23 protein-coding genes are annotated in these 21,829 nt (G+C 66.5%); 15 read left to right on the forward strand and 8 right to left on the reverse strand.

Annotated features, from left to right (window positions below; translation table 11 throughout):
• Positions 1 to 12: 12 nt before the first annotated feature.
• The 4 genes from pstA to ETR14_RS12535 all read right to left on the reverse strand — a co-directional run bounded on the left by pstA (position 13) and on the right by ETR14_RS12535 (position 5,052).
• Positions 13 to 1,239, reverse strand: coding sequence for a phosphate ABC transporter permease PstA (gene pstA, locus ETR14_RS12520; RefSeq protein WP_243455887.1), 1,227 nt, complete (start codon positions 1,237 to 1,239; stop codon positions 13 to 15).
• Positions 1,232 to 2,620, reverse strand: a complete 1,389-nt coding sequence (gene pstC, locus ETR14_RS12525) for a phosphate ABC transporter permease subunit PstC (RefSeq protein ID WP_129384964.1) — start codon at positions 2,618 to 2,620, stop codon at positions 1,232 to 1,234. The genes pstA and pstC overlap by 8 nt, the downstream gene beginning before the upstream one ends.
• A gap of 82 nt (positions 2,621 to 2,702) precedes the next feature.
• On the reverse strand, positions 2,703 to 3,746 hold the full coding sequence (locus tag ETR14_RS12530; RefSeq protein ID WP_129384966.1) for a substrate-binding domain-containing protein: 1,044 nt from the start codon (positions 3,744 to 3,746) through the stop codon (positions 2,703 to 2,705).
• 88 nt (positions 3,747 to 3,834) lie between these two features.
• Positions 3,835 to 5,052, reverse strand: a complete 1,218-nt coding sequence (locus ETR14_RS12535) for an ATP-binding protein (RefSeq protein WP_129384968.1) — start codon at positions 5,050 to 5,052, stop codon at positions 3,835 to 3,837.
• A 134-nt stretch (positions 5,053 to 5,186) separates the two neighbouring features.
• On the opposite strand from ETR14_RS12535, the gene ETR14_RS12540 reads away from it, so the two are divergent.
• The 8 genes from ETR14_RS12540 to ETR14_RS12575 all read left to right on the forward strand — a co-directional run bounded on the left by ETR14_RS12540 (position 5,187) and on the right by ETR14_RS12575 (position 11,676).
• Positions 5,187 to 6,689 carry an OprO/OprP family phosphate-selective porin gene (locus ETR14_RS12540; RefSeq protein WP_165356422.1) on the forward strand — a complete coding sequence of 501 codons (1,503 nt, stop codon included), beginning with the start codon at positions 5,187 to 5,189 and terminating at the stop codon, positions 6,687 to 6,689.
• A gap of 17 nt (positions 6,690 to 6,706) precedes the next feature.
• Complete coding sequence (locus ETR14_RS29180) at positions 6,707 to 6,892, forward strand: hypothetical protein (protein WP_129384972.1); 186 nt, start codon at positions 6,707 to 6,709, stop codon at positions 6,890 to 6,892.
• A gap of 92 nt (positions 6,893 to 6,984) precedes the next feature.
• Entirely contained in the window at positions 6,985 to 7,260 is a 276-nt protein-coding gene (locus tag ETR14_RS29185) for a phosphopantetheine-binding protein (protein ID WP_129384974.1), read from the forward strand.
• Between the two features lie 30 nt (positions 7,261 to 7,290).
• Positions 7,291 to 7,611 carry a hypothetical protein gene (locus ETR14_RS12555; RefSeq protein ID WP_129384976.1) on the forward strand — a complete coding sequence of 107 codons (321 nt, stop codon included), beginning with the start codon at positions 7,291 to 7,293 and terminating at the stop codon, positions 7,609 to 7,611.
• Positions 7,612 to 7,702: 91 nt separating this feature from the next.
• Entirely contained in the window at positions 7,703 to 9,160 is a 1,458-nt protein-coding gene (locus ETR14_RS12560) for a circularly permuted type 2 ATP-grasp protein (protein ID WP_129384978.1), read from the forward strand.
• A complete protein-coding gene (locus tag ETR14_RS12565; RefSeq protein ID WP_129384980.1) occupies positions 9,160 to 10,089 on the forward strand; it encodes an alpha-E domain-containing protein in 930 nt (309 codons plus the stop codon). The genes ETR14_RS12560 and ETR14_RS12565 overlap by 1 nt, the downstream gene beginning before the upstream one ends.
• Positions 10,089 to 10,925, forward strand: a complete 837-nt coding sequence (locus tag ETR14_RS12570) for a transglutaminase family protein (RefSeq protein WP_129384982.1) — start codon at positions 10,089 to 10,091, stop codon at positions 10,923 to 10,925. The genes ETR14_RS12565 and ETR14_RS12570 overlap by 1 nt, the downstream gene beginning before the upstream one ends.
• Position 10,926: 1 nt before the next feature.
• A complete protein-coding gene (locus ETR14_RS12575; protein WP_129384984.1) occupies positions 10,927 to 11,676 on the forward strand; it encodes a peptidase in 750 nt (249 codons plus the stop codon).
• Between the two features lie 171 nt (positions 11,677 to 11,847).
• On the opposite strand, the gene ETR14_RS12580 is transcribed toward ETR14_RS12575, so the two are convergent.
• Positions 11,848 to 12,129: a hypothetical protein gene (locus ETR14_RS12580; RefSeq protein WP_129384986.1), complete on the reverse strand. Its 282-nt coding sequence runs from the start codon at positions 12,127 to 12,129 to the stop codon at positions 11,848 to 11,850.
• Positions 12,130 to 12,249: 120 nt separating this feature from the next.
• On the opposite strand from ETR14_RS12580, the gene ETR14_RS12585 reads away from it, so the two are divergent.
• From ETR14_RS12585 to ETR14_RS12600, 4 genes are all read left to right on the forward strand, one after another.
• Positions 12,250 to 13,125, forward strand: a complete 876-nt coding sequence (locus ETR14_RS12585) for a DUF4336 domain-containing protein (RefSeq protein WP_129384988.1) — start codon at positions 12,250 to 12,252, stop codon at positions 13,123 to 13,125.
• 68 nt (positions 13,126 to 13,193) lie between these two features.
• Positions 13,194 to 13,751: a PadR family transcriptional regulator gene (locus tag ETR14_RS12590; RefSeq protein ID WP_129384990.1), complete on the forward strand. Its 558-nt coding sequence runs from the start codon at positions 13,194 to 13,196 to the stop codon at positions 13,749 to 13,751.
• Positions 13,723 to 14,334 carry a GyrI-like domain-containing protein gene (locus ETR14_RS12595; protein ID WP_129384992.1) on the forward strand — a complete coding sequence of 204 codons (612 nt, stop codon included), beginning with the start codon at positions 13,723 to 13,725 and terminating at the stop codon, positions 14,332 to 14,334. The genes ETR14_RS12590 and ETR14_RS12595 overlap by 29 nt, the downstream gene beginning before the upstream one ends.
• Positions 14,335 to 14,542: 208 nt before the next feature.
• Positions 14,543 to 16,183: a hypothetical protein gene (locus ETR14_RS12600; protein WP_129384994.1), complete on the forward strand. Its 1,641-nt coding sequence runs from the start codon at positions 14,543 to 14,545 to the stop codon at positions 16,181 to 16,183.
• 118 nt (positions 16,184 to 16,301) lie between these two features.
• Here ETR14_RS12600 and ETR14_RS12605 read toward each other — a convergent pair whose 3' ends face one another.
• Positions 16,302 to 16,871 (reverse strand): peptidase S14, encoded by a 570-nt coding sequence (locus tag ETR14_RS12605; RefSeq protein ID WP_129384996.1) that lies wholly within the window; start codon positions 16,869 to 16,871, stop codon positions 16,302 to 16,304.
• Between the two features lie 252 nt (positions 16,872 to 17,123).
• Here ETR14_RS12605 and ETR14_RS12610 point away from each other — a divergent pair, with 252 nt between their 5' ends.
• Both ETR14_RS12610 and ETR14_RS12615 read left to right on the forward strand, forming a co-directional pair.
• On the forward strand, positions 17,124 to 17,510 hold the full coding sequence (locus ETR14_RS12610) for a hypothetical protein (protein WP_129384998.1): 387 nt from the start codon (positions 17,124 to 17,126) through the stop codon (positions 17,508 to 17,510).
• A gap of 144 nt (positions 17,511 to 17,654) precedes the next feature.
• On the forward strand, positions 17,655 to 17,951 hold the full coding sequence (locus ETR14_RS12615) for a putative quinol monooxygenase (RefSeq protein ID WP_129385000.1): 297 nt from the start codon (positions 17,655 to 17,657) through the stop codon (positions 17,949 to 17,951).
• Positions 17,952 to 18,032: 81 nt separating this feature from the next.
• On the opposite strand, the gene arr is transcribed toward ETR14_RS12615, so the two are convergent.
• On the reverse strand, positions 18,033 to 18,449 hold the full coding sequence (gene arr, locus ETR14_RS12620; RefSeq protein WP_129385002.1) for an NAD(+)--rifampin ADP-ribosyltransferase: 417 nt from the start codon (positions 18,447 to 18,449) through the stop codon (positions 18,033 to 18,035).
• Between the two features lie 167 nt (positions 18,450 to 18,616).
• Positions 18,617 to 19,429, reverse strand: a complete 813-nt coding sequence (locus ETR14_RS12625) for a hypothetical protein (RefSeq protein ID WP_129385004.1) — start codon at positions 19,427 to 19,429, stop codon at positions 18,617 to 18,619.
• Positions 19,430 to 19,844: 415 nt separating this feature from the next.
• Between ETR14_RS12625 and ETR14_RS12630 the strand changes: the two genes are divergently transcribed.
• Positions 19,845 to 21,782: a S9 family peptidase gene (locus ETR14_RS12630; protein WP_129385006.1), complete on the forward strand. Its 1,938-nt coding sequence runs from the start codon at positions 19,845 to 19,847 to the stop codon at positions 21,780 to 21,782.
• Positions 21,783 to 21,829 lie beyond the last annotated feature (47 nt).

The raw sequence follows: 21,829 nt of genomic DNA on the forward strand, positions 1-21,829 counted from the left end.
CGTTCATCTCTGTCACCAGCGGCGTTCGAACTTGTTGCGGAGGTAGATGGCCAGCCCGTTCATCGCGAGCAGGAAGACGAGCAGCACGATGATCGCCGCGGACGTCTTCTCGACGAAGCCCCGGCTGACCTCGTCCGACCAGAGGAAGATCTGGACCGGAAGCACGCTCGCCGGAGCGGTGATGCCCGACGGCGGCGTGGCGATGAACGCGCGCATGCCGATCATCAGCAACGGCGCGGTCTCGCCGAGCGCGCGGGCCATGCCGATGATCGTCCCGGTGAGGATGCCCGGCAGCGCCAGCGGCAGCACGTGGTGGAAGACGACCTGGACCTTGCTGGCGCCGATGCCGAGGGCGGCGTCGCGGATGGACGGCGGCACCGATTTGATTGCGTTGCGTCCGGCGATGACGATCACCGGCATCGTCATCAGGGCGAGGGTAAGCCCACCGACGAGTGGGGCCGAACGCGGCAGGTGCATCGTGTTGAGAAACACGGCGAGGCCGAGCAGGCCGAAGATGATCGACGGCACCGCCGCAAGATTGTTGATCGAGACCTCGATGAAGTCCGTCCAGCGATTCCGCTTCGCATATTCCTCGAGATAGACGGCCGACAGCACGCCGATCGGGAAGGCGAGGCCAAGGGTGACGATCATCGTCAGCAGCGAACCCTTGAACGCACCCCAGATCCCGACCGAGGCCGGGTCGGTGGCGTCCGCCGAGACCAGGAAATCGGTGTTGAACGTCGTGCGCAGCGCGTCGCGGCCGTCGAGGGACGCGACGATGCCTTCGGACGTCGCGTCGCCATTGCCCTTGAAGGCGGTGTCGACGTTGGTTGCCGCCGGCAGCCACATCGTCTCCTTGCGGGAGAGCAGGGCGGGATCCTGCTCGATAGCCCGCTCGACCCGAAGCCAGGCGGTGTCGGACAGCAAGCGGGCGCCGTTGCGGCCATATTGCGAGTCCGCCGCAGCCGCCACGGCACCTTCGATCTCGCCGCCGGTGCTGGACGCGAGCAGGGCGCTGCGCGGGAAATCGAGTTCGAGCCGGATCTCGGTCTGGCGGAAACCGCCGGCGCCCTTGGCGATCATCGTCACCAGCAGGAAGGCCAGGAAGGCGGCGGAGATCAGGATGGCGGCGAGGCCCAACCACCGGAAGCGGCGTTCCGTGGCATAGCGCCGGCGGATCCGCCTTTGCATCGCATTGCCCTTCCAGTCGGTGGGGGCGCGCAGGACGGTCTCACTCATAGGCTTCGCGATACTTTTTCACGACGCGCAGGGCGACGATGTTGAGGAGCAGGGTGACGATGAACAGGACCAGCCCCAGCGCGAACGCGGCCAGGGTCTTGGCGCTGTCGAATTCCTGATCGCCGGTCAGCAGCTGGACGATCTGGGTGGTCACGGTGGTGACGCTTGCGAACGGGTTGGCGGTAAGATTGGCGGCGAGGCCGGCCGCCATCACCACGATCATCGTCTCGCCGATCGCGCGGCTGACGGCGAGCAGGACGCCGCCGACGATGCCGGGCAGGGCGGCGGGGACGATGACCTTGCGGATCGTCTCCGACGTGGTCGCGCCCATCGCCAGCGATCCGTCGCGCATCGCCTGCGGCACCGCGGTGATCGAATCGTCGGCCATCGAAGACACGAACGGGATGATCATGATTCCCATCACCAGGCCGGCGGCGAGCGCGCTTTCCGAGGTGGCGCTGGCGACTCCGATCGCCTTGCCGAAATCGCGGATCAGCGGCGCCACGGTGAGCGCCGCGAAATAGCCGTAGACGACGGTCGGGACGCCGGCGAGCATCTCGAGCATCGGCTTCATCCAGCGCCGCACCGCGGGTCTGGCATATTGGGTGAGGTAGATCGCGCTCATCAGCCCGAGCGGGATCGCCACCAGCATGGCGATGATCGCACCGATGAAGATCGTGCCCCAGAAAAGCGGGATCGCGCCGAAGCCGCCGGAGGAGCCAGCCTGGTCCGCGCGGATCGCGATCTGCGGGCTCCAATGGGTTCCGAACAGGAATTCGATTGGGTTGACCAGCGAGAAGAAGCGGATCGATTCGAATAGCAGGGAGGCGATGATCCCCGCCGTGGTCAGGATCGCGATCGTCGACGCGGCGAGCAGCCCGGCCATCACCAGCCGCTCGACCTTGGTGCGAGCGCGGAAATGCGGCGACACCCGGCTGAACGCGAATGCGCCGCCGGCGAAGGCGAGCAGCAGGGCGACGACGGCGCCGATCGTGCGATAATGGCCGAGCGCGCTCCTGTAGACCGGCGCAAGCTCGCTCGATTGCGGGTTGAACCCGCCGGGACGGTCGCCCTCGGCGATCTCGCGCGCTTCGCGCAGGATCGCCGCGCGCTGCATCTCGAACGGCGGCAGGGTGGCAGCGGCCGGGCTCGTCATCACCTGCTCGGTGACGAGGTTGCCGGACACGGGGGTCCAGACCGCCAGGAACAGCAAGGCCGGCACCGCCGCCCACAGGGCGACGTACCAGCCATGATAATTGGGCAGCGAATGGGCACGCTCCGCCCCCGCCGCGCGGCGAAAGGCGATCGCCCGCGCCCGCGCCATCAGCCAGCCCAGGGCGGCGAGGCCGAGGACGATCACGAAAAGTGCGAGCGACGTCACGTTCGGGCGTGGTCCTTGTTGAAGAGCATCTGCGGAAAGGCGGCTAGCGCCTCTCCGCGACAGAGATGCGACAATCGACGGGTTACTTGAGGTCGGCGCCGTTCAGCGGCGTCAGCTGGGTCGCAGCCTGGACCGCCTTCGCCTGCACGTCGGCGGGCGAGGGGATGAGGCCGCGGCGCTCCAGATAGCCGCCCTTGCCCCAGGCGCGGCTATATTCGGCGAGGAACTCCTTCATGCCCGGAACCGCATTCACATGCTCGCCCTTGGCGTAGACGTAGACCTGGCGCGCGCCGGGATAGGTCAAGGCGGAGATCGTCTCCGCGGTCGGCGCAGTGCCGTTCAACGGAATGCCCCGGACCTTGTCGGTATTTTCCTCGAGGAAGGAATAACCGAGGATGCCGATCGCTCCCGGATCCTGGGTGACCTTCTGGACGAGCAGGTTGTCGTTCTCGCCCGCATCGACCCAGGCGCCGTCCTCGCGGACCTTGGTGCACAGGTCCTTGTGCTTGTCCTTGTCGGTGTCCTTGAGCGCCTTCATCGCCGGATCGCTCTCGCAGCCTTTTTCGAGGATCAGCTCGGCGAAGCTGTCGCGAGTGCCGGACGTCGTCGGCGGCCCGAACACGCGGATCGGAATCGCCGGCAGCGACGCATTGACGTCCTTCCAGGTCTTGGCGGTGTTCGGCTTGCCGAACGGATTGGCGGCGACCGCCTTGTAGACGTCGGCGGTGCTGAGCTGGAAGCCGGGCGCGTTGTTCGCCTCGATGAGGGCGAGGCCGTCGATCCCAACCGGAACCTCGATGATCGTCTTGACGCCGTTCTTGGCGCAATCGTCGAACTCGGATTTCTTGATCCGGCGCGAGGCGTTGGTCATGTCGGGGAAGGTGTCGCCGACGCCCGCGCAGAACAATTTCATGCCCGCCCCGGTGCCGGTCGATTCGACGATCGCGCTCATCCCCTGATTGGCGCGCTGGAATTGCTCCGCGACCGCTGTCGTGAACGGATACACGGTGGAAGAGCCGACGATCTGGAGCTGCTGGCCGGCACCGCTGCCGCCCGATTGTCCGCCGCCGCCGCAGCCCGCGAGTGCCAGCGCCGCCAGCGACGCCGCGATAAACCGCTTGTTCAATTGAGCCTCCCAAACATGTCCCGCAATCGGGACCTGCAGCCTGACTAGGCCGGTTTAGAGAGTCTCCTGTGACACTCGCATGACACTTTCATGACACGACTTGGCCGTCCGCCGGAGGCCGTGGCAGCAGCACGTGGACGGAGGTTCCCTCGCCTAGCGTGCTGCGGATGTCGAGCCGCCCGCGATGGCGCCAGACGATGTGCTTGACGATGGCGAGGCCGAGCCCGGTTCCGCCCTGCGCCCGGCTGCGGCTGGCATTGACCCGGTAGAAGCGCTCGGTGAGACGCGGCAGGAAGGCCGGGTCGATGCCCTCGCCGCGGTCGGTGACGATCATTCGCACCATCTCCCGCGCATCCTCGAACGTCACCGTGATCGGCGTCCCGGCGCTGCCATATTTGACCGCGTTGACGACGAGGTTGCGGATTAACTGGAGCAATTGGCCGTGATCGCCGGCGACGATGGTGCCGTGGCTGCGATTCGCGATCTCCAGAACATTGCCATGCTCGGCGAGCAGCGCACCGCAGCCGGAGCGGACTTCTTCGACCAAAGGGATGAGGTCGAGGGGTTCCGTCGGCGGACGGAAACGCTCTGCCTCAATTCGGGACAATGACATCAGATCGTCAATCAGCGTCTGCATACGCTTGCCCTCGGCATCCATGATGCCGAGGAACCGTTCGCGCAGCTCCGCATCGCCGCCCGCGCTCTCGTCGCGCAGGGTCTCGATGAAGCCGAGCACGGTGGCCAGAGGAGTTCGAAGCTCGTGGCTTGCATTGGCGACGAAATCGACCCGCATCTTCTCGGCCGCGACTGCCTCGCTGCGGTCGGCGAGCCGCACCAGGCGCAGGCCGCTGGGCAGGGCCGCGATCGTCATCAGCCAGCGACGGTCGGCTTCACCGAGCCCGGTCACCTCGATCTGCTCGACGGTTTCGCCCTGGTGGGCGGCGAGGCGCTCGAGCACCGCCGGATGGCGGACGGCGAGGCGGACGTCCTGGCCTTCGACCGATTCGCCGAACAGGATCCGCGCCGCCGGATTGGCCACCAGCACTCGCCCGCTCTGCAGCAGGATCATCGGCTCCGGCAGCGGCTGGACGATCTCGCGGGCGAGCCGCTCGACATCCTCGGCGCCCGCCTCGGGCGCCCGGATCGGTTCCGGGAAGAAATAGGCGTTCCAGCAGATCAGCACCGCCACAGCGCCGCCGAGCAGGCCGAGCAACGCCCCCCAGACGGGGGCGTCGACGCTCTGCGCCGCGATGAGGACGAGCGCGACGATGGCGGCGGCGGAGAGGAAACGAACGGGAAGGCGCATCGCGTTCCTCCTAGCGCGACATGCCGCAACGCACAAAGTGCGCGAACCGTCACATAAGTGTCATCGCTTCGCCTTCTAACCGCAACCATACCGACTTACCGCTTTCGCAAAGCCCTGCAGAACAGGAGACGCGCATGTTCAGGAAGACTCTCGTCGCGGGCCTCCTCGCCACCGTGACCGCCGCACCCGCCTCTGCGCAGGGCATTGGCGGCATCGAAGCGGAGCTTGCCGCGATGCGGGCGAAGATCGAACAGCTCGAAGCGGAAGTGACCGCGCTGAAGGCCGCCCAGGCGGCGACGCCGGCGGCCGCGCCTCCGGCGACTGCACAGGCGCAGGCTGCGCCGGTTGCTACGCCCAAGGACGCGCCGGAAAGTCCGGTCTGGCGCGGCGCGCCGCAATTCGTCGGCAAGGACGGCTTCAGCTTCAAGCCGCGGGGTTTCGTCCAGTTCGACGCCGGCACCGTCTCGACGCCAGGTCCGGAGCGCGAGGGCATCGTCGGCGGCCTCAACTACAACAATCTGGGCTGGAACAGCCGGTCCCGCCGGATCGTCTTCGGCGCCCAGGGCACGCTTCCCGGCGGCTTCGCCTACAATGCCGAGTTCAATTTCACCCAGGGGCAGGTCGATTACGAGGACATCATCATCACCTATCAGCGACCCAGATCGCCGTGGCTGGTGACGATCGGCAATTTCTTTCCCTTGTCCGGGCTCGATTCGGTGACGAGCTCGCGAGTCACCACCATGCTGGAGCGAAGCGCCAATACCGAGACGTTCGGTCTCAATCGCCGGCTCGGGGTCAGCCTCGCCTACGCCGATCCAAAGAACGATTCCTACATGATCGCGGCCGGTATCTTCGGGCAGGAGATCAACAACACCAACGCCGCCCGCACCGGCTGGCAGGCGAGCGCCCGCGCCTTGTGGTCACCCAAGCTCGGCGACGACACCCGCCTCCACCTCGGCGCGAACTTCCAGCACCGCGTCGCCCAGCAGGATGCGCAGAACGTGCAATATCGCGTTCGGCCGATGACCCAGCTGACCGATCAGCGCTTCATCGACACGGCGGCGATCGCGGCCGACGGCGATGACATCTTCGGTGTCGAGCTCGCCGCGATCCACGGCCCCTTGCACGCGGTCGCCGAGGCACAGCGTGTCTGGGTGCGCGGCTTCCGCCCGGGCCATGCGTTCGGCCCCAACGACGGCGCCGGTAACGGCCTTTTCTACTCGGCCGATCCGGTGTTCGGATCGGCTTATGGCGAGATCGGCTTTTATCTCACCGGCGAGAGCCGCGGCTATCGCGGCGGCCGCTGGGACCGGGTCAAGGTCAGGCGGCCGTTCGACAAGGGCGGCTGGGGCGCGCTCCAGGCCAATGCGCGGATCGAATATGTCGATCTCACCGATCGCGTCGCCGGCACCTCCCTGCTGGCGCCCGATTTCATCAATGGCGGTCGGCAGCTCGGCTATGCGGCGAGCCTGATCTGGAACCCCACCGACTATCTGCGGTTCATGGCGCAATATACCCACCTCAGCATCGAAGGCGGTCCGCGGGCGGCGACGGTCGTCGCCGGGTCCGCCGAGCCGCTCGACGAGCGCGGCTACGATGTCGACACGTTCGGCCTGCGCGCGCAGGTGGAATTCTGACCCGAAGGAGGCATGCGATGCCCGAGGAAGAGAAGCTGCCGCTCCACGATGAAGCGAAAGCGCGCGCCAAATGGCGGGGCGGCGAGACGATCCTCGACAAGGGCGACGCGGCGGAATTGCCGGCCAGCGAGGTCGACGCCGCCGCGCAAGGCGACGGTGCTTCGCCCGACGCGCCGCGCGTCGATCTCCGCCCGCCCGATTGATCGCGCTCGCGAAGATTTCACCTCGACCATCGCCCGCGCGCTCTGCAACGCTCCCGTTCCGGCACATTCCGTGCCTTGGACCTTCGGCTTTGTTGGACGAGACCCTTGCCCGCACAATCATCGCAGACCATCTCGGCGTCGCGCCGGCGATGGTCGTCGACGCGGCCGCGCTTGCGGATCTCGGTGCCGATCCGCTCGACGTGCTGGCGCTCGTCCTAAGATTGGAAAGAGCGTTCGGCGTGCGCATCAGCGATGAGCAGGTCGAAGGCTGCCGCACCGTCGCACAGGTCCTGCAGAGTCTCAGGCTGTCCCTGAACTGCAAGATCGAGATGCTAGGTGCGGGCGTTCCGGCCGGAGCCCGTCTCTAGTGCGGGCTGGAAGAAGAATTCTGGAGTAGCATGCTTTTCGAAAACGATAACGGAGCCGAGACCGCTCTTCGCGAGGGAATCGCCCGCAAACGCTGCGTCTCAGCAGTGTACAACAAGCGCACTGTGATCGTCGCGCCCCATCAGATGTTCGAGCGTCACGGCGATCTTTTCGTCCGCGGCGTGACCGTCGAGATCGATGGCCAGAAGCCGCGCGAGGCGAAGATGGGCACGTTCAAGCTGGCGGGCCTCAAGGACGTCGAGATCACCCGCAAATTGTTCAGGCCGCAGGCGGATCTGCTTGCTGCCGCGGAGCCGCACGCCGCCGACAATGTTTTGACGGCGGTGAGCTGAACAGGATCCGGCACCGATCGGCTCCGCGGGCGTACTGACGAGTATATCGATGAGAAGGTGAACGGGCATAGAGCGGAGACGGTCTCGATCGGTGGCAGCCGGCACGGCATTTGACGAGCTCTGGGGCGCAAGCGGCGGCGACGCCGTGCGCCCCGGCTTCGAACCGCTCGGCGACTGGCTGCGGGAGACCAGCGCCGCCGAGCTCGACCGGCGCCAGCATGCCGCCGAAGCCGCCTTCCGCAGCCTCGGCATCACCTTCAACGTCTATGGCGAGGAGGATGCGGCAGAGCGCATCATCCCGTTCGACATCATTCCGCGCATCCTGTCGGCGGGCGAGTGGGCGCGGCTGTCGGCCGGGCTCGAACAACGAGTCCAGGCGATCAACGCCTTCGTCGACGACGTCTACGGCGCCCGCAGGATCCTCGCCGACGGCATCGTCCCGGCCGATATCGTGCTCGGCAACGAGCAATTCTGCGTCCCGGTCGCGGGCGCGCGGCCGCCGCACGGCATCTATGCGCACATCTGCGGGATCGATCTGGTCCGCACCGGGCCGGACGAATTCTTCGTGCTGGAGGACAATGCCCGAACCCCGTCGGGCGTCTCCTACATGATCGAGAATCGGGAGGCGATGCTGCGCCTCTGCCCCGAGCTCTTCGAGCGGCTGCCGGTGCGCCCGGTCGATACCTATCCCGAATTGCTCCGCGACACCCTTCAGTCGGTCGCGCCCGAGGGCGCCGTCGAGCCGCGCTGCGTGCTGCTGACGCCGGGCCACTACAATTCGGCCTTTTACGAGCACAGCTTCCTCGCCAACAACATGGGCATCGAGCTGGTCGAGGGCCGCGATCTGGAGGTCGACGACGACATCGTCTGGATGCGCACGATCGACGGACGGGTGCGGGTCGACGTCATCTACCGGCGGATCGACGACGCCTTCATCGATCCTCTGCTGTTCCGGCCCGATTCGATGCTCGGGGTCGCGGGGCTGATGGCCGCCTACCTCGCCGGCAACGTCACCCTCGTGAATGCGCCGGGCACCGGCATCGCCGACGACAAGGCGATCTACAGCTACATGCCGGAGATCGTTCGTTACTATACCGGCGAAGCGCCGAAGCTCCCCAACGTCGAGACCTGGCGGTGCCGCGAGCCGGCCTCGCTCCAATATACGCTCGATCATCTGGAAGAGCTGGTGGTGAAGCTGGTCGACGGCTCCGGCGGCTACGGCATGCTGGTCGGGCCGACCGCGTCGCGCGCCGAGATCGAGGCGTTCCGGGCCGCCCTGATCGCGCAGCCGCAGCGCTACATCGCCCAGCCGACCCTCGCTCTGTCGACGATCCCGACCATCACCGATCGCGGCATCGCGCCGCGCCATGTCGATTTCCGACCCTTCGTCCTCACCGGCTCGTCCGGAGTCACCACAGTTCCCGGCGGCCTTACCCGGGTCGCGCTGCGCGAGGGATCGCTGGTCGTCAATTCCAGCCAGGGCGGCGGCACCAAGGACAGTTTCGTCCTCGACGGCGAGCGTGCGCCGAACGCCGCGGGAGGGGTCTGATGCTCTCCCGGACCGCTTCGAACCTGTACTGGATCGGCCGCTACATGGAGCGCGCCGAGTTCACCACGCGGCTCATAGAGGCGACGATCCGGCTCGATTCGCTGCTCGCCCAGCCAAAGGTGGAGGAAGCCTGGAAGAGCGCACTCGCCGTCGTCGGCGCCGCGCCCGATGCGGCCAGCGAAGCGCTCGGTGCGTTCGGCGGCCGCCGCTTCCTGGCGCTCAGCCTCGACAATCCGAGCTCGGTCAAATCCTGCCTGTCCGCCGCCCGCGACAATGCTCGCGCCGCCCGCAACGTCCTCACTCAGGAGATCTGGGAGGCGATCAACCGCGCTTGGCTGCTGATCCGCGATCGCGCGAGCCCGGGCGGCACCCAGTCGACCCTCAACATGGTCGAGGAGCTGAAGGCGGAAGCGCGCGGCTTCGAAGGCGCGCTCGCCCGCATGCTCCGCAACGAAGCCTATTGGTTCCTGCGCCTGGGATCGCTGATCGAGCGGGGCGACAACACCGCGCGCCTGCTCGACGTCAAATACTATCTGCTGCTGCCCGATGGCGAGCAGGTCGGCGGCCTGCGCGACCGCGACCAGTGGATGACCCTGCTCCACGTGGTTTCGGGACGCACCGCCTATCGCACCATCTACCGCCAGGCGCTGCAGCCATGGCTGATCGCCGATCTGCTGATCTTCCGCAAGGAACTGCCGCGTTCGCTGGCGGCCGCGGCGAGCGAAACGGTGGCGATGCTCGCGCAGTTCGGCGACATGTCGGGCCTGCAGGGCGAAGCGGATCGGCTCGCCCGCCGTCGCCTCACCCGGCTCGAGGACGGCAGCATCGAGAATCTGCTGGCGTACGGGCTGCACGAATCCCTGAATGGATTCATGCGCGAAAATGCCGCGATCGATGCCGCGATCGCCAACCAGTTCCGGTTCGCCTGATGCGCCTGTCCGTGAACCATATCACCCGCTATCGTTATTCGGAGCCGACACGGCGGATCATCCAGTTGCTCCGCGTCACCCCGTCGAGCTTTCAGGGCCAGACGGTGCTCAGCTGGCGGATCGACGTCGATTGCGACGCCCGCCTTCGCGAGGGCCGCGACGGGTTCGGCAACGTCACCCACATGCTCTACGTCGATCAGCCGGTGCAGGCGCTGACCCTGTCGGTTTCCGGACGGGTGCTGACCGAGGACAATGCCGGCATCGTCCGTGCCGTGCCCGGCGATCTGCCGCACCAGGTCTTCCTGCGGGAAACGCCGCTGACCGCCGCCGGCGAGGCGCTCGACTGGCTGGCGATGGACATCGCCGACGAGGGCGGCGCCCGGCTCGACACCCTGCACGGCCTCAACCGCCGCATCTACGAACGGATGCGGTTCGACGTCGATGCGACCGGAGTCGGCACCAGCGCCGAGGACGCCTTCGGTGCCGGCCACGGCGTCTGCCAGGATTTCGCCCACATCTTCATCGCCGTGGCGCGCCGGCTCCGCATACCCGCCCGCTACATTTCAGGCCATCTGTTCCGGCGCGACGGCGCCCACCGGCAGCCTGCCGCCCACGCCTGGGTCGAAGCCTTCGTCGACGATCTCGGCTGGGTTGCCTTCGATCCGACCAACGGCATCAGCACCGACGATGCCTATCTTCGCGTCGCCTGCGGCTTCGACTATCGCGAAGCTGCGCCGATCGTCGGCGCCCGCTCCGGCGGCGGCATCGAGGAACTTGCGGTCGAGGTCGCCGTCCATCAGGCGCGATCCCAGTCGCAATGGCAGGTACAGAGTTGAGATGACCTATTGCCTGGGCATGCTGCTGGACGAGGGGCTGGTGATGATCGCCGACACCCGGACCAATGCCGGCGTCGACAATTTCTCCTCCTATCGCAAGCTCCACTGCCTGATCGACGAACCCGAACGGCAGTTGTTCGTCGCCGCTGCCGGCAACCTCTCGATCACCCAGACGGTGATCAGCCTGATCCGCGAAGGGCTGCCGGCCGACGAGGAGGAAGGGCGGATTGCCCGCACCCTCGGCGGCGCGGCCAGCATGTTCCGCGCCGCGCAGCTCGTCGGCGACGCGCTGCAGATCGCCAACCGCACCGTCGGCGAGGCGCTCAATTCTTTGAAGATCGCCGGCGGCGCCAGCCTGCTGCTCGGCGGCCGCATCGGCTCCGGCCCGCCGTCTTTGTTCCTCGTCTACGAGGCCGGGAATTTCATCGAGTGCAAGAGCGAGCTTCCCTTCTTCCAGATCGGAGAGACCAAATATGGCCGCCCGATTCTCGATCGCGTGATCCGGGGCCACACCCCGATTGCGGAGGCGGTGAAGATCGGCTTCCTCTCCTTCGACAGTTCGATGCGCTCCAATCTGGCGGTGGCGCGCCCGCTCGATCTGATGGTGATGCGCGCGGACCCCTCGTCGCCGATCCAGACCCGCCGGATCGAAAGCAACGATGCCTATTTCAACGATCTCTCCGCCCGCTGGTCCGACCTCCTCCACGACGCCACCCGCGCCATCCCGGACCCGCCGTTCCTGACGAGCTGAGGAGCGGCGATTGCCTGGATCGTCCCCGAGCTTGCTCGGGGAGGGGGACCGCCGCCGGAGGCGGTGGTGGAGGGGGTGTCGAGACCCACTCGGCGCTTTTTCGGAACAGGATCAATTGCATTTCATGACCCCTCCGCCATCCTCCCCGTCGCGGGGAGGAACCCGTAACTTTCACCCCGTCGGATGCCCGAGCTTCCGGCACGTGTCGGTCAGCCATCGTATCCGGGCATCGCTCGGCCCGTAGCGCTTGCGCAATTGCGAGACCTTCGCGCAATTCGCCCGGGTCTTGCGCCGGGATTCGGCCGCACTCTCCTTGTCGGCGCGGGCTTCCTCGCTCTGGGTGACGGCATCCTGCGACAGCGTGCCGGTGAGCTGGCCCATATCGAACACGCCCTGGGCTGCGGCCGGTGTCGCTCCCGTCAGCAGAAAAGCGGCAAGCAAGGCTGTCTTCATCAGGCTCCCCTTCCAACCTGGATCAACCCACGAGAGGCGGCTTGGTTGCGCCGTCGCAACCGTGCGAACCTCGGAACTTCGCGGCACACGCTGCGCTGACCGGCAGCAGAGGAGGGCCGCATGACCGACGATCCCGCAAACGGAAACACCCGCAGGCACGGCACTGGCAGCGCCGCGCGGTTCGCACCGATCCTGCTCGGCGCAGGCCTTGCCGGTGCTGCCGTCCTGCTGGCGGTGCGCGCCGCACGGCAGCACCCGGTCTCGCCCGACGAGGTCACCTATCCGCCGCGCGATCAGCCAAAGCAGGTCGCCGAAGGCATCTGGATCGTCGACAGCGGTCCGATCGTCGTCGCTTGTCTCTCGCTGCCGGTCCGGATGACGATCATCCGTCTCGGCGATGGCGATCTCCTCCTCCATTCGCCAGTCCGGTTCTCGCCGGATCTCGCCCGCCGGATCGAGGCGCTCGGCACGATCCGCCACCTGATCGCGCCCAATGTCGCCCACTGGACCTTTCTCAGCGACTGGCAGCGCGCCTTTCCCGACGCGACGGTCTGGGCCGTGCCGGGTCTTCGCGACCGAAAGGAGGTGCGGGAGTCCGGTCTGGTCGTCGATCGGGATCTCGGCCCGGCGCCGCCGGACGCCTGGCAGGGCGAGATCGATCAGGGGATCGTCGCCGGGGCGGGCGGCTTCCGCGAAGCCTGGTTCTTCCACCGCGCCTCGTCCACGCTCGTCCTCGTCGATCTGATCGAGAACGTCGAGCCTGCCAAATTGCCGCCGCTGACGCGCTGGGCGATGCGCCTGACCGGCGCCACCCGCGACAGCACCGCCTTCCACGTCCGCAGCCTGTTGCTCCTCGAGCGCAAGGCCGCACGTCAGGCGGTCGCGGCGATGGTCGCGACCGCGCCGTCCCGCGTGATCTTCGCCCACGGCCGCTTTTTCGCCGACGACGGCGCCGCCCGCCTCAGCCGCGCCTTCGCCTGGCTGGTGGACGACTGAAAGCCTGATCGAAGCGCATTCGAACCCACTTGATCTTCGGTGCATGAGACGTATTCTATAACTAGAATATGCAGCACCTCACCCCCTCCGAAGCCGCGATCCTCGGCCTGCTCGCCGAGCGCCCTCTGCACGGCTACGAGCTCGACGAGGTGATCGAGGCGCGCGGGGTGCGGGCGTGGACGGAGATCGGCTTCTCCTCCATCTATTTCCTGCTCGGCAAGCTCGAGAAGAAGGGGCTGATCCGCCAGGATCCGGTGCCGGCTTCCGCCAAGGGCCGAAAGCCCTACGCAATCACGGCGGCGGGTCGGGAGAGCCTCGCCGCTACGTGCCTGAAGCTGCTTGCAGAGCCCGCCGGAGCGCCGCCGCCCGTGCTTGTCGGCCTCGCGAACTGGCCGGCGCTCGATCCGGCCGCGGCCCTCGCCGCGCTCGCCGAGCGCCGGCAGGCCTTGCGCGATCGGCAGCGCGGATTGCGCGCGCGGCATGACTCGCAGCAGCCGCTGCCGCCCTTCGTCGATGCCCTGTTCGCTTACGGTCTCGGCCAGGCCAAGGCGGAGCTCGCATGGCTCGACACGATCGTTGCAAAATTGGGAGGGGACGATGGACAAGCTGGATCTGAAAAAAACTAGGAAGACTTTGTTCACCGCCCCGGCCGGCCGCTTCGTCGAGATCGAGGTGCCGCCGCTCATATATCTGATGGCGGACGGTCACGGCGATCCGAACACCGGCGCGGCCTACCGGATCGCGGTCGAGAGCCTCTATTCGGCCGCCTACGCGCTCAAGTTCATGGCCAAGGCGGAGGGGCGGGATTTCGTCGTCGCCCCGCTCGAGGGCCTGTGGTGGGCCGCCGATCCGGAAAGCTTCACCGCCCGCCGCAAGCACGAATGGGACTGGACGATGATGATCATGGTCCCCGATTTCGTCGACCAGGACGCATTTGGTCGCGCCCGGGCCAAGGCCGCCGCCAAGCGCGCTGACCTGTCGCCCAGCCTCCGCCTCGAGACCTTGCACGAGGGGCTGTGTCTCCAGGCGCTCCATGTCGGCAGCTATGATGACGAGGGGCCTCTGCTCGCCGCCCTCCACGACGAGATCATGCCGGCCGGGGGCTATGCCTTCGCCGGTCGCCACCACGAAATCTATCTCGGCGATCCGCGCAAGCTGCCGCCGGAAAGGCTCCGGACCATCCTTCGCCAGCCCGTCCGGCGCGGCTGACTCCCCCTATCATCACGGCGTTCTTCCGGCGCGCCGGCCGTGGACAACGCGAACCCGCCGCCGGCGAATGATCTGCAGCAATGTGTGCCGGAAGAGGGCAAGTCCATGAGAAGTAAGGGGATATACTGCGGTTAATAGGTACTATTACGAAAATGACGACGCGCGTGGTTAACGGTTAGAAAGGGTCATCCGAGGGGGATGGCGTATCATGTACATCACGGCCACTGGCGTCGAACTGCGCTTGTCTACGAAACCGGTGAACTGGGTTCCTGCCGAAGGCGCGACCAACGTCCGCAACGGCACCGGCCGCGCCGATGCCTTTCAGGGGATTGCCGGGACGATCCTGGTCGGCGGCCTCGGCGACGACACCTATCATATGTGGGCGAGCACGGCCAATGCGGTGGAATCCGGCGGCCAAGGCATCGACACCGTCTACGCTTATTATTGGGGCAGCGCCGGCCTCGGCGGCAATGTCGAGAATCTTGTGGTGAGCTCGCCGGGAATCACCGCCGCGTCGGGCAATGCGCTCGACAACATCATCGTCGCCGGCGCCGCGGGCGCGACGATCAATGGCCTGTCCGGCAACGACGTCCTCGTCGGCGGCAGCGGCAGCGACATCTTCGTGGTCACCACCGGCAACGGCTCCGACGCAATCTACAATTTCCGCCCCGGCTACGACGTCGTCCGGCTCGGCGGCTACGGCATCACCGGCTTCGATCAGATCGTCGCGCGCGCCCAGCAGGTCGGCAGCGATCTCAAGATCGGCCTCACCGACGGCCAGAGCCTGGTGCTTCGCGACATTCGGCTCGAATGGCTCGATCCGGCCGATTTCGGCTTCAAGCTTCCCAAGAGCGCGGTGCCCGGCGGCTTCGATCAGATGCACGGACCCGATCGCGGCTACAACGCCCATGGCTGGTACGTGATGACCAATGCCTGGAATCCGGGCAGCCTGAAATACGGCACCGATTTCAGCATCGACACCATCTACAGCCGCAACGACATGACCAAGGGCGCGACCTTCAACTGGTCCTTCCCCTACACCACCGAGATGACCGCGCCGATCCGCGCTTATCCCAACGTGATGTTCGGCATCGGCCCGCACGGCGAGCAGCTCAACCCGACCGACACCAGCCACGTCTTCCCGGCGCGGGTCGGAGATCTCGCCTCGCTCAAGGCGACGTTCGACATCACCGCCAAGGGCAATGTCGGCGGCTTCAACGTCGCCTACGACATCTGGTTCACCACCAAGCCGGACGGCAACGAGCCGACCGTCACCAACGAACTGATGATCTGGCTGCACAAGGGCGACGTGAAGCCTTTCGGCGAGGTGATCGGCACCTATTCGGACGGGGCCTTCACCGGCACCATCTACCGCGACGGCCATTACACCGCGATCATCGCCGACAAGGACGTGCTCACCGGCACCATCGACATCACGAAGATGGTCGATCACCTCCAGGCGCTCGGTTACTATTCGGACGACGAATATCTGGCGGCGATCAGCCTCGGCTCCGAAGTGATTTCGGGCAACGGCTCGATCCGGATCAACGATTTCGATCTGAACGTCGTCACCAGCACGCCCACCGGCCTGGTGCAGACCCTGGTCACCGGCGCCGGATCCACGATCTCGGCGGTGGCGGCCGCCGCCGTCGAGACCGTCGTCGACGCCGGCAGCGACATCCTGCACACAGCGGCGGGCGTGGAGGACAGCCTGTTCTTCGGCGAGGCCGATCAGGCCGCAACGACGACCGCCGGCCATTGGTTCGCGGACTCCGCCGACGCTGGGAATTCCCTGGCAGCGGCCGCCGGACCGATCGAAATGCTGAGCGTGTCGGATTTCCTGTTCTGACGCGGGAGCGGGGGCATCGCTCCCGCCGATCAGCCCACGGCGTGAAGTCCGATCCCGATCCAGCGACAGGGCCTCACCGACGCTGCGGGCACAGGGGCCCCAGACGGGCAGCTCTCGCTCACACGATCGCTTCGATGAGGCCCAGCGCCTCGGCCTCGGCGGCCTCGATATACCAGTTGCTCGGTGCCCGCTCGAGCACCTCCTCCAGCGTCACCATCGATCCTGCCACCAGATTCTGGAAGCCCTCGTTCTGGATCTCGATCGAGGCGCGGATCTCGTTCAGGGTGGCCTCCAGGCTGGCGATGCAGGTGGTCAGCGGCCCTTCGACGTTGAGGGTGGTGTTCATCTTGCGCTCGTGGATCATAAGCCTGGTGCCGCGGGTGAGGTACCGATTCTCGCGCGCGAAGAAGCTCATGAAGGTCGTTCCGGCCGAATAGATCGCCGCCTTGCCAAGAAATACGAAGCGCCGCCCGGGCTCCACCGCGCTGTGGAAGCGCACGTCCTCGCCCATCATCCGCGCAACCTCTGGATCGCCGCCGAGCGTCGACAATTCGATCACGATCAACCCCTCCGCGGGCGCCCCGGCGAGCTGGGTGCGGAAGGCCTCGTACATGGCATAGTCGACCGTTCCCGCGAGCAGGACGGCAGGGTTCCGGAAATCGGAGGGCGTGAGGCGCGGCGCTGGCAAGGAAAAGCTCCCAATGCTTACGCCCCCGTAACGCCGCTCCGAGGGAGGCGTTCCGGTCAAGACTTCGCAAGGATGCGCGGTTCATTCTTATCAAGCTGGGGCGCCGCGCCGCGGGTTCGATCGACGGGCGCCTGTCGCACCACCACCGTCGCTCTACAGACCTCGTGGTGGCTGCTACAGAGCGCCGACCCGCGACCGGCGGACTGCGCTTGCGCAGCCGCCTGACACCGTCGTCGGAAGGGGGAAAGCACCATGTTCCTGTTGATCGCCTGGATGACCCTCGCCGAGCCCGCAGCCGCTCCGTTTCCTGAGCGCACCCCCGCTCTGATCGAGGATTGCCTTGCGAATGCCCTTGAAACGGACGGGGTCAGCGAAACCGACGACAGCCACAAATATCTGTGCGTCGGCGAGCCGGCCGAACGCTTCTGGTCTTTCCTGGAGCGCGCCGGGATCGAGCCCTGGGAACAGGATGCCGGCGACGAAGGCGTCTGGCTCAGCCGCGATTTCCCGCTCGGCGCCTGCTTCAAGCGCACCCGCATGGCCGACGGCACGGGCGCCAAGGACGGGCTCTCCTGCTCGATCTGGATCCCGAGGCGCGTGGCGCCGACGTCCGGGGACCACAGCGCAGCAGAACACTGAGCCGTTCCGCCGCAGCCGCCGACCAGCCCTCCGGCGACTGATCGTGCAACAGGTGGAGATCGAAAGGCTTGCCGTCACTTCGCCGATCGGCGCGCGCAGCCGGCCTTCCCACCTCCCTCAACCGCTGAAACCAGGATCGATACGATGTCCAATCCCGTCAAACTGATCGCGGTGCTCACCGCCCGCCCCGGCCAGGCCGAAGCGCTCCGTGCCCTGCTCGACTCCATGCTCGCCCCGAGCCGCGCCGAGCCCGGCAATCGGCGCTACGATCTCTGGCAGGACCAAGCCGAGCCGGGCCGCTTCGTCCTCGACGAACTCTACGCCGACGCCGACGCCGTCGCCGCCCACCGCGCCACGCCGCACTTCCAGGCCTATCTGGCAGCGATCGGCACGCTGGCGGAGCGCACCGTCTTCACGCTCGATCCTGCCGCCGTGGCGTGAGGCGAAACCTTCAAATCGGGGACACCAACCTGATTAGCGCCATCGCCCACGCCGCCATTCCGGGTTGCGACGGCCGCCAGATCAGTCCTCGATGATCGTGTCGCGGCCCTCTTCCTTCAGACGGGCGAGACCGGCCTTCATCGCCTCGACCTGCTCCGCAGAGTGGCCGACCCAATGCTCGACCTCGCCGGTGATCCGCAGCGGCGCCGCCGAGCGGTAGGAGGCGGTCATGTTGCCGGGAAACTTCTTGTCGGTGAGATTGGGGTCGTCCTCGAACGGGCCGGTGGGTTCGACGAGGAAGATGCGGCCGCGGCCCTCGCCCCTCGCAAGTTCCGCACCCCATGTCGCCGCATCGAGCTGCGCCGAGAAATAGACGTGCTTGAGCCCGCGCTCGACGAAATTGCTGCCGAAACCCGGGACGATCAGGTCGCCGACGCCGAGCTCGGCCTTGGTCCCGTGGTAGAAGCGGGTCCCCGGTGGAACGTCTTTCGCGTACATGGCGTCTCCTCAGGCGACTTTTTGGAATGCCACCCGGGAATATCTGCTTGTGCTCCCGGGCGCCAAGTCTTCATGGTTCAACGCTGAGGCGGGCGCGGACCAGCATCCACCGCCACGCCGCACGTTCGCGACGCGCTGCGAAGGCAAGACCTTCTCATCCCGTTCGACTAACGGCCGAAAAGCTCTGCAATCACCAAGAGGGTTAGTAAGGCGATTATCCATGTGAGCCGAGGGTCGCGGTCCGGCGCCGGCCTCGATAGATGCTCAGCAGGAGCGTCCGGCTTGACCTCATCGCCGCCGTATTGCGGCTCGTCATCAGCCTGCATTCGCGCGAGTTCGGCTTCACGTTCCTCATCTTCCGTTCGCAGCGGACCAACCAGCACATTGAGGTGATAGCCCGTGATCGGGGTCGTCGCGTCATGTCTGAGATAGAAGTCCTGTGAATACCAGTCGCGGTCGAAGTCATGGGCGATGGCAGGCTTGTAGAGCGGCAGTTCAAGGGAGAGTTTGAGGCGAGCGCCGGGGTGCTTGAGGCAGCCGACGATGTACTCCAATCGTTTCGCCGGGATTGCGAGCGTGCCGGTGAGCGCCTCGTCATCGCTTTCGTCGGGATCAGCTCGTTCCTTCGGCGGCAGATGGCGGACGTAGCCGCCGCTGTTGCCGTCGGAACTCGGGCGAACGACTAGCTCGAAGTCAGCCTTTATCGGCGCACTGCCTTCCGCCCGAATGGTGTGGAGGCGGCGCCGGTCATTCTTCAGCTTGAGGCGAAGCGTCGCCGCTGGCGGCTGATCTGTGACCGGCAGCCAACGGCCCTCACTCAGCTCTCCCACAGGTGCGGATGTTTCCTCGATGATGAGCCACTGCCCGACCGCATAACGGATGCTGATCTCATGAGCCGACATTCGACCGGCGGCGCTGTCCGGGTCATCTTCTGGAAGGAAAACGCCTTCCTCGGTTTCGATGTATCGCCCCTCGTGCATCGTCTGCTCCCCCTCTTTCAAAGAAAGCTAGAACTCGCCGGCGCTCTGGGAAAGAGGGGCAGCTCATGCGCGTGGCGGTCCTGGATGTGCCCTCTTCACCTTTCCAGCTCCAAGAACTGCCAGTCCGCTCCCGCCCCAAGTTCCGGGGGCATGATACGCAATTCCACCCGCTGATCGAACATCGACCGGGTGCACAGGCGGGCTCACGTCGCCCACCGTCTCTGTGTTCGCGATCAGCCGAAGCGCGCGCGAGCTAACGATCATCTCGCCGGAACTGGCGTTCCATCCCGGGCCAATGGCAAGCGGTGATCGGCACGATGCCGACCCGAACCCCAGCCCCTCCATCGGCGACGCGCCGGAAAGCCTTGCCCCCGGCTCACGCCTTGCATAGCCTCGAACCCAAAGGGGGAAGACCATGCGCGCATGTCTGCTGACGATCACCCTGTTGGCCGCCGGCCAGGCGCTCGCCGCGCCGGTCCCGACCCCGATCTCGGAGCTCACGGATCCGGCAAGTCTCACCTCGCCGGTGAACATGGCGGCCAAGCCGGTCCCGCTCGCCGATCTCGCGGCGGTGCGCGGCTCCGCCGGTGCGGCCTGGGCCGCCGACGGTTCCCTGGTGGTCGCACCGAACCTGACGGGCCGCTACAATCTCTGGCGGGTCGATCGCGGCGGCAATTTCCCGGTTCAGCTGACGACGTCGGACGAGGCCCAGTCCCCGGAACTGGTCACACGCGACGGACTGGTGCTGTTCACCCAGGATCGCGGCGGGGATGAGCTGTACGATCTGTTCACCGTGCCGCTCACCGGCGGGGCGGTCGTCAACCTCACCAAATCGCCGGACGTGACCGAGACGCAGCCGCGCCTCACCCCGGACGAGACCACCATCGTCTTCGCGCGTCGGGCGAAGACCGGAACCTCGATCGATCTCGCGCTCCTCGATCGTGCGAGCGGCAAGGTGCGGGCCTTGACCGCCGAAAAGGATGCGTCGCGGATCTGGTCCTCGGCGGGCTTTGCCGATGCCGGTCGAACGCTCATCGCCAATCGGCAGGACATCGTCGGCAGCCGATCGACCATTTACGCCATCGATCTCGCCGGCGGGCAGGCGCGCGCTTTGACCCGCGAGGCGGCGGGTCTCGCGATCAGGGCCGAAGCGGTGAGCCCGGACGGACGCACCGTGGCGATCAGTTCCAACGAGAAAAGCGGCCAATATCGCGCCGGATTGATGGCGCTCAAGACGGCAAAGACGCGCTGGCTGCGCGACACGCCGTGGGAGCAGACGGCCGGCACCTTCTCTCCCGACGGGCGGCTGCTCACCGTCCAAACGAATGCGGACGGACGCTCCGATCTGTCGATCGTGGACGTTGAGAGTGGCATGGAGCGGCCGCTGCCCTTCCCGCCCGGGGTCAACACCACGCCCAATGCGGTGCAATCCTGGTCCGCCGACGGGCACTTGCTCGTGCTGCGGAACGGAAGCGACTCGCCCGGCGATTTCTGGTCGGTGGATCCGGGCACGGGCGCCGCCGAGCAGATGACCAGGCTGGCCACCGCAAGCCTCGATTCGAAAAACCTTCCGAAGAGCCGGCTCGTCGCCTTCCGAAGCAGCGACGGAACGCCGATCAGCGGCATCCTGACCATGCCGTTCAATCTGAAGCGGGACGGTTCCAACCCGGCGATCGTCATCCCGCATGGCGGGCCGACGAGCCAGGCGCAGGACAGCTTTTCAAGCCTGGCGACGATGTTCGCCAGCCGCGGCTATCTCGTCCTCCGTCCGAACTTCCGGGGTTCGACCGGCTACGGCAAGGCGTTCCAGGATGCCAATGTCAAGGATCTGGGCGGGGGCGACCTCGAGGATGTCGTCGCCGGCGCGAAGTTCCTCGCCGCCACCGGCTTCGTCGACCCCAAGCGCATCGGGATCACCGGGGGCAGCTATGGCGGGTTCATGACCCTGATGGCGCTGGGCAAGCGCCCCGACATCTTCGCCGCGGGCGTGAACCAGTACGGCATCATCAACTGGTTCTCGATGTGGGAGAATTCGGTCGGCGGCCTCCGCGAATATCAGCGTGCCCTGGTCGGAGACCCGGTCGCGGACAAGGCCGCCTACGAACGGCAGTCGCCCTTGACCTATGCGAAGCAGATCCGCGCGCCCTTGCTCAATCTGCAGGGGGAAAATGACGTCCGGGTTCCGCGCGGACAGACGGAGGAGGTCGTGAAGGCCGTCAAGGCCAATGGCGGCGTGGTCGAGGCGATCTATTATCCCGCCGAGGGGCACGGCTTTTCGAAAGCCGAAAACCAGCAGGATGCCCGCCGGCGGACGCTCGACTGGTTCGACCGATATCTGAAGGCTGCACGGTGAGGGGGAGCGGTGCTGTGCTTTGCATTGCCTCTTCAGAATAAGGGCCG

The sequence above is a fragment of the Sphingosinicella sp. BN140058 genome, assembly GCF_004135585.1.
Taxonomy (GTDB): domain Bacteria; phylum Pseudomonadota; class Alphaproteobacteria; order Sphingomonadales; family Sphingomonadaceae; genus Allosphingosinicella.

Bases quoted from the DNA above. Each gene is read 5' to 3' on its own strand.
- pstA (WP_243455887.1), bottom strand. From the start codon at position 1,239: ATGAGTGAGACCGTCCTGCGCGCCCCCACCGACTGGAAGGGCAATGCG.
- ETR14_RS12535 (WP_129384968.1), bottom strand. From the start codon at position 5,052: ATGCGCCTTCCCGTTCGTTTCCTCTCCGCCGCCGCCATCGTCGCGCTC.
- ETR14_RS12540 (WP_165356422.1), top strand. From the start codon at position 5,187: ATGTTCAGGAAGACTCTCGTCGCGGGCCTCCTCGCCACCGTGACCGCC.
- ETR14_RS29180 (WP_129384972.1), top strand. From the start codon at position 6,707: ATGCCCGAGGAAGAGAAGCTGCCGCTCCACGATGAAGCGAAAGCGCGC.
- ETR14_RS12555 (WP_129384976.1), top strand. From the start codon at position 7,291: ATGCTTTTCGAAAACGATAACGGAGCCGAGACCGCTCTTCGCGAGGGA.
- ETR14_RS12565 (WP_129384980.1), top strand. From the start codon at position 9,160: ATGCTCTCCCGGACCGCTTCGAACCTGTACTGGATCGGCCGCTACATG.
- ETR14_RS12570 (WP_129384982.1), top strand. From the start codon at position 10,089: ATGCGCCTGTCCGTGAACCATATCACCCGCTATCGTTATTCGGAGCCG.
- ETR14_RS12575 (WP_129384984.1), top strand. From the start codon at position 10,927: ATGACCTATTGCCTGGGCATGCTGCTGGACGAGGGGCTGGTGATGATC.
- ETR14_RS12580 (WP_129384986.1), bottom strand. From the start codon at position 12,129: ATGAAGACAGCCTTGCTTGCCGCTTTTCTGCTGACGGGAGCGACACCG.
- ETR14_RS12585 (WP_129384988.1), top strand. From the start codon at position 12,250: ATGACCGACGATCCCGCAAACGGAAACACCCGCAGGCACGGCACTGGC.
- ETR14_RS12590 (WP_129384990.1), top strand. From the start codon at position 13,194: ATGCAGCACCTCACCCCCTCCGAAGCCGCGATCCTCGGCCTGCTCGCC.
- ETR14_RS12595 (WP_129384992.1), top strand. From the start codon at position 13,723: ATGGACAAGCTGGATCTGAAAAAAACTAGGAAGACTTTGTTCACCGCC.
- ETR14_RS12600 (WP_129384994.1), top strand. From the start codon at position 14,543: ATGTACATCACGGCCACTGGCGTCGAACTGCGCTTGTCTACGAAACCG.
- ETR14_RS12610 (WP_129384998.1), top strand. From the start codon at position 17,124: ATGTTCCTGTTGATCGCCTGGATGACCCTCGCCGAGCCCGCAGCCGCT.
- ETR14_RS12615 (WP_129385000.1), top strand. From the start codon at position 17,655: ATGTCCAATCCCGTCAAACTGATCGCGGTGCTCACCGCCCGCCCCGGC.
- arr (WP_129385002.1), bottom strand. From the start codon at position 18,449: ATGTACGCGAAAGACGTTCCACCGGGGACCCGCTTCTACCACGGGACC.
- ETR14_RS12625 (WP_129385004.1), bottom strand. From the start codon at position 19,429: ATGCACGAGGGGCGATACATCGAAACCGAGGAAGGCGTTTTCCTTCCA.
- ETR14_RS12630 (WP_129385006.1), top strand. From the start codon at position 19,845: ATGCGCGCATGTCTGCTGACGATCACCCTGTTGGCCGCCGGCCAGGCG.